The sequence below is a fragment of the Nocardioides sp. genome (assembly GCF_035429765.1).
Taxonomy (GTDB): Bacteria; Actinomycetota; Actinomycetes; order Propionibacteriales; family Nocardioidaceae; genus Nocardioides.
In genome coordinates this window covers 1-4118 of sequence record NZ_DAOMFK010000243.1, presented here as the reverse complement: position 1 = coordinate 4118, position 4118 = coordinate 1, and the positions used below count along the sequence as shown (strand labels likewise).

The 4118-nt window shown below is 75.4% G+C and carries 4 protein-coding genes and 1 pseudogene; 3 read left to right on the top strand and 2 right to left on the bottom strand.

The window, feature by feature from the left end:
• Positions 1–1286: DNA repair protein RadA (gene radA / locus PLP61_RS15420; protein WP_324503642.1), on the top strand; the 1286-nt coding region annotated here is incomplete at its 5' end.
• A gap of 97 nt (positions 1287–1383) precedes the next feature.
• Positions 1384–2469, top strand: a complete 1086-nt coding sequence (gene disA, locus PLP61_RS15415; protein WP_324503641.1) for a DNA integrity scanning diadenylate cyclase DisA — start codon at positions 1384–1386, stop codon at positions 2467–2469.
• 40 nt (positions 2470–2509) lie between these two features.
• On the opposite strand, the gene PLP61_RS15410 is transcribed toward disA, so the two are convergent.
• Positions 2510–3283 (bottom strand): hypothetical protein, encoded by a 774-nt coding sequence (locus tag PLP61_RS15410; protein WP_324503640.1) that lies wholly within the window; start codon positions 3281–3283, stop codon positions 2510–2512.
• Between the two features lie 71 nt (positions 3284–3354).
• Here PLP61_RS15410 and PLP61_RS15405 point away from each other — a divergent pair.
• Positions 3355–3999: pseudogene (locus PLP61_RS15405) on the top strand (HhH-GPD family protein); the annotation flags it as partial.
• Here the strand turns inward: PLP61_RS15405 and PLP61_RS17160 are convergent.
• Complete coding sequence (locus tag PLP61_RS17160) at positions 3990–4100, bottom strand: DnaB-like helicase C-terminal domain-containing protein (protein WP_502889085.1); 111 nt, start codon at positions 4098–4100, stop codon at positions 3990–3992. The pseudogene PLP61_RS15405 and the gene PLP61_RS17160 sit on opposite strands and share 10 nt — an antisense overlap.
• Positions 4101–4118: the final 18 nt, after the last annotated feature.

Genomic DNA, 4118 nt, shown 5'->3' with positions numbered 1-4118 from the left:
CGGTCACCGCGCCGGCGGTGCCGATCGGCGCGGTGCCGGTGACCGAGTCGGCCTTCCGCAGCAGCGGGGTGCCCGAGCTGGACCGCGTCCTCGGGGGCGGGCTGGTGCCGGGTGCGGCGATCCTCCTGGCCGGGGAGCCCGGGGTCGGCAAGAGCACCCTGCTGCTGGAGGTGGCGGCACAGACCGCGCGGTACCACCGCCGGACGCTGTACCTCACGGGGGAGGAGTCGGCCGCGCAGGTGCGGTTGCGTGCCGACCGCACCGGCGGGGTGCACGACGAGCTCTTCATCGCGGCCGAGACGGACCTGGGGGCGGTGCTCACCCACATCGAGCAGGTGCGCCCCGAGCTGCTCGTGGTCGACTCGGTGCAGACGGTGACGGCCGCGGACGTGGACGGGGTGCCGGGCGGGGTCACCCAGGTCAAGGAGGTGGCCGCGGCGCTGGTCCGGGTGGCCAAGACCCGCGGCATCACCACCGTGCTGGTCGGCCACGTCACCAAGGACGGGTCGATCGCGGGCCCCCGGGTGCTGGAGCACCTGGTCGACGTGGTGCTGCACTTCGAGGGGGACCGGAGCTCCCGGTTCCGCATGGTCCGGGCGATGAAGAACCGGTTCGGCCCGGTCGACGAGGTCGGCTGCTTCGACCTGTCCGCCGAGGGCATCAGCGCCGTGAGCGACCCCACCGGCCTGTTCGTCGAGAACCACCAGCACCGGGTGCCCGGCACCTGCGTGGCCGTGACGATGGAGGGGCGTCGGCCGCTGCTCGCCGAGGTCCAGGCGCTGGTCACCCCGACGACCGCCGAGCGGCCGCGCCGCACCACCTCAGGGCTGGACTCCTCGCGGGTGGCGATGGTGCTCGCCGTGCTGCAGCAGCACTGCGGCCTGCGCCTGCACGCCTACGACGTGTTCGCCTCCACCGTCGGGGGCGCGCGGCTCTCCGAGCCGGCCGCCGACCTCGCTGTGGCGGTGGCGATCGCCTCGGCGCACCTGGGGGTCGCCCCGCCGCAGGGGGTGGTGGCGATGGGCGAGGTGGGTCTGGCCGGCGAGCTGCGCCGGGTCCGCGACCTGTCCCAGCGCGTGGCCGAGGCGGCCCGGCTGGGGTTCGGGGTGGCGCTGGTCCCCGGGAACCCCCGCTCGGGGCCGCGGTCCCCGGAGTCGTGGACGGTCGACGGCATGCGGGTGCTCGACGTCCACGACGTCCCCGGGGCGCTGCGCCTGCTGCAGCTGACCAGGACCGGGCGGGCACCGGGCGGGCAGGTGGGCGGAAACGACCCCGGCCCCGGCTGAACGTCCTCGGGGGAGGCGGCCGCGACGCCCTAGACTGGCGCGCGAACCCCCACGGGGTCCAGAGCCCCTCGGGGGGCGTCGAGAGGAGACGGGGACCATGGCGGCCATCGAGCGGTCCGACGAGACCCTGCGGCTGCGCGCCACCCTGGCCTCGATCGCGCCCGGCACGGCCCTGCGCGACGGGCTCGAGCGGGTCCTGCGGGGCCGCACCGGCGCGCTGATCGTGCTCGGCTACGACCGCACCGTGGAGGCGATCTCCACCGGCGGCTTCACCTTGGACGTCCCGTTCACCGCCACGGGCCTGCGGGAGCTGGCCAAGATGGACGGCGCGATCGTCCTCGACAAGGAGGTCACCCGCATCCACCGGGCGGCCGTGCACCTGATGCCCGACCCGACGATCGCCTCGAGCGAGACCGGGACCCGGCACCGGACCGCCGACCGGGTCGCCCGGCAGACGGGGTTCCCCGTGGTGTCGGTCTCCCAGTCGATGCAGATCATCGCGGCGTACGTCGGCGCCACCCGGTACGTGCTGGAGGACTCAGGCCAGATCCTGTCGCGGGCCAACCAGGCCCTGGCCACGTTGGAGCGCTACAAGCTCCGCCTCGACGAGGTGGCCAGCACCCTGTCGGCGCTGGAGGTCGAGGACCTCGTCACCGCCCGCGACGTCGCCGTGGTGGCCCAGCGGCTGGAGATGGTCAGCCGGATCGGCGCGGAGATCGAGGACTACGTCCTGGAGCTGGGCACCGACGGGCGGCTGCTCTCGCTGCAGCTGGAGGAGCTGTTCACCGGCGTGGACGCCGAGCGCGAGCTGGTCATCCGTGACTACCTGCCGGCCGGTCGCAAGTCCAGGACCCCCGAGGCCGTGCTGGCCCAGCTGGAGTCGCTCTCGGCCACCGAGCTCGTCGACCCGGCGGCGGTCGCCAAGGCCATGGGACTCGGCGGCGGGGAGCACCTGGACGGCGCGGTCACCCCCCGGGGCTACCGGCTGCTGGCCAAGGTGCCCCGCCTGCCCGCCCTGGTGGTCGACCGGCTCGTCGACCACTTCGGCAGCCTGCAGAAGCTGCTCTCGGCGAGCATCGAGGACCTCCAGACCGTCGACGGGGTCGGCGAGCTGCGGGCCCGCAGCGTGCGCGAGGGGCTCTCCCGGCTTGCCGAGTCCAGCATCCTCGAGCGCTACGTCTGACGCCCGACAGGCACTGCTGCCGGCGTACCCCCCGACAGACTCAGCCCGGCCCCACAGAGGCCGACCGGGACGGCCGGACCGACGGGCGGCCGCTGCGGACCCCCGGGCTGGCGCTGGGCTTCCCGGGACGCCGCGGGCTGGCGCTGGGCTTGGGGGACTGGGTGACCACGTCCACGGGCCGAAGGAGCAGGAAGTCGGTGCCCGCGGGCTCGCCGGCCAGCGCGGCCGCCTCGGCGTGGTACCTCCCCGGCAGCGCCCACGTCGGATCCTGGCAGCCGGGTCCGTAGCGCATGGCCGACCAGGTGACGGCGACCCACACCGGCCTGCTCTGCCGGAGCACGACGTCGCGCGTCGGCATGGTTCCGCGGCACTCCTGGCTGGACCAGACGTCCTTGCCGTCCGCGCTGATCTTCAGGGTCGTCGTGCCGGTGGCGACGTGCCAGTAGCAGGCCGGGCTGACCCGGGTGCTCAGTCGCAGCCGCACCCGCACCGGGAATCCGCCGTCGGCCTCGCCGATCACGGGGATCACCACCACGTCGTCGGCCTCGCACGGGCCCGAGGGCTGGGCGAGCGGCGTCTTGGTGGGCGTGCGCGGGGTCCGCGTCCGAGCGGGCTTGCGCGGGTCGTGGGCCGAGGACGAGGGAGTGGCTGCCATCTGGACCGCCTGGCCCGGACCGGAGGAGCCGTCGCTGCCGTTGGACAGCAGCTGCCCGACGCCGACCGCGAGTCCGACCGCGGTGCCGACCACCAGCAGCCGACGGGCCCAGTAGGTCCGGGGCGGCAGGGGGCCGCGCGGCCGGGTCAGCGCAGTCATGGACGCCACGCTAGTCAGCGCTCGGGCCGCCCCCGGGGAGGCACACCGGCCGCCGCCTACGATCGGCACCGATGAACGCGCACGACACCGTCCTGGAGTGGTACGACCGGCACGCCCGCGACCTGCCGTGGCGGGCCGCCGGTGCGACGCCCTGGTCGGTGATGGTCTCGGAGTTCATGCTCCAGCAGACGCCGGTCTCGCGAGTGCTCCCGGTTCACCAGGCGTGGCTCGCGCGCTGGCCGGAGCCCGCCGCGCTCGCCGCGGACAGCCCGGGTGAGGCGGTGCGGATGTGGGGCCGGCTGGGCTACCCGCGCCGCGCCCTGCGCCTGCACGCCGCGGCGACCCTGCTGACCCAGCGGCACGGCGGGCAGGTGCCACAGGAGTACGACGCCCTGCGCGCCCTGCCCGGCGTGGGCGACTACACCGCGGCGGCCATCGCGGTCTTCGCGCACGGCCGCCGTCACGTGGTCCTGGACACCAACGTGCGCCGGGTGCTCGCCCGCGCGCTCGCCGGCACCGCGTACCCCGCCGGCTCCCCCACCCGGGCCGAGCGGGCACTGGCCGAGGACCTCCTGCCCGCCGACGAACGCACAGCTGCGGCCTGGTCGGTGGCCGTGATGGAGCTGGGCGCCCTGGTCTGCACGGCGGCCGCCCCGCGGTGCACGGACTGCCCGCTGAGCGAACGGTGCGCCTGGCGTGCGGCCGGCTACCCGGCGGCCGCGGCGTTGAGGGCGACGCCCAGGCCGAGTGCGGTCTTCCCGCACGCGGGCCGCGCACCGACGACGGCGAGTTGCCCCGGCTGCAGCCGCTCGAGCACCGCGTCCAGGTCGCCGAA

Excerpts from the sequence above, each read along its gene's own strand:
- disA (WP_324503641.1), top strand. The coding sequence starts at position 1,384 with ATGGCGGCCATCGAGCGGTCCGACGAGACCCTGCGGCTGCGCGCCACC.
- PLP61_RS15410 (WP_324503640.1), bottom strand. The coding sequence starts at position 3,283 with ATGACTGCGCTGACCCGGCCGCGCGGCCCCCTGCCGCCCCGGACCTAC.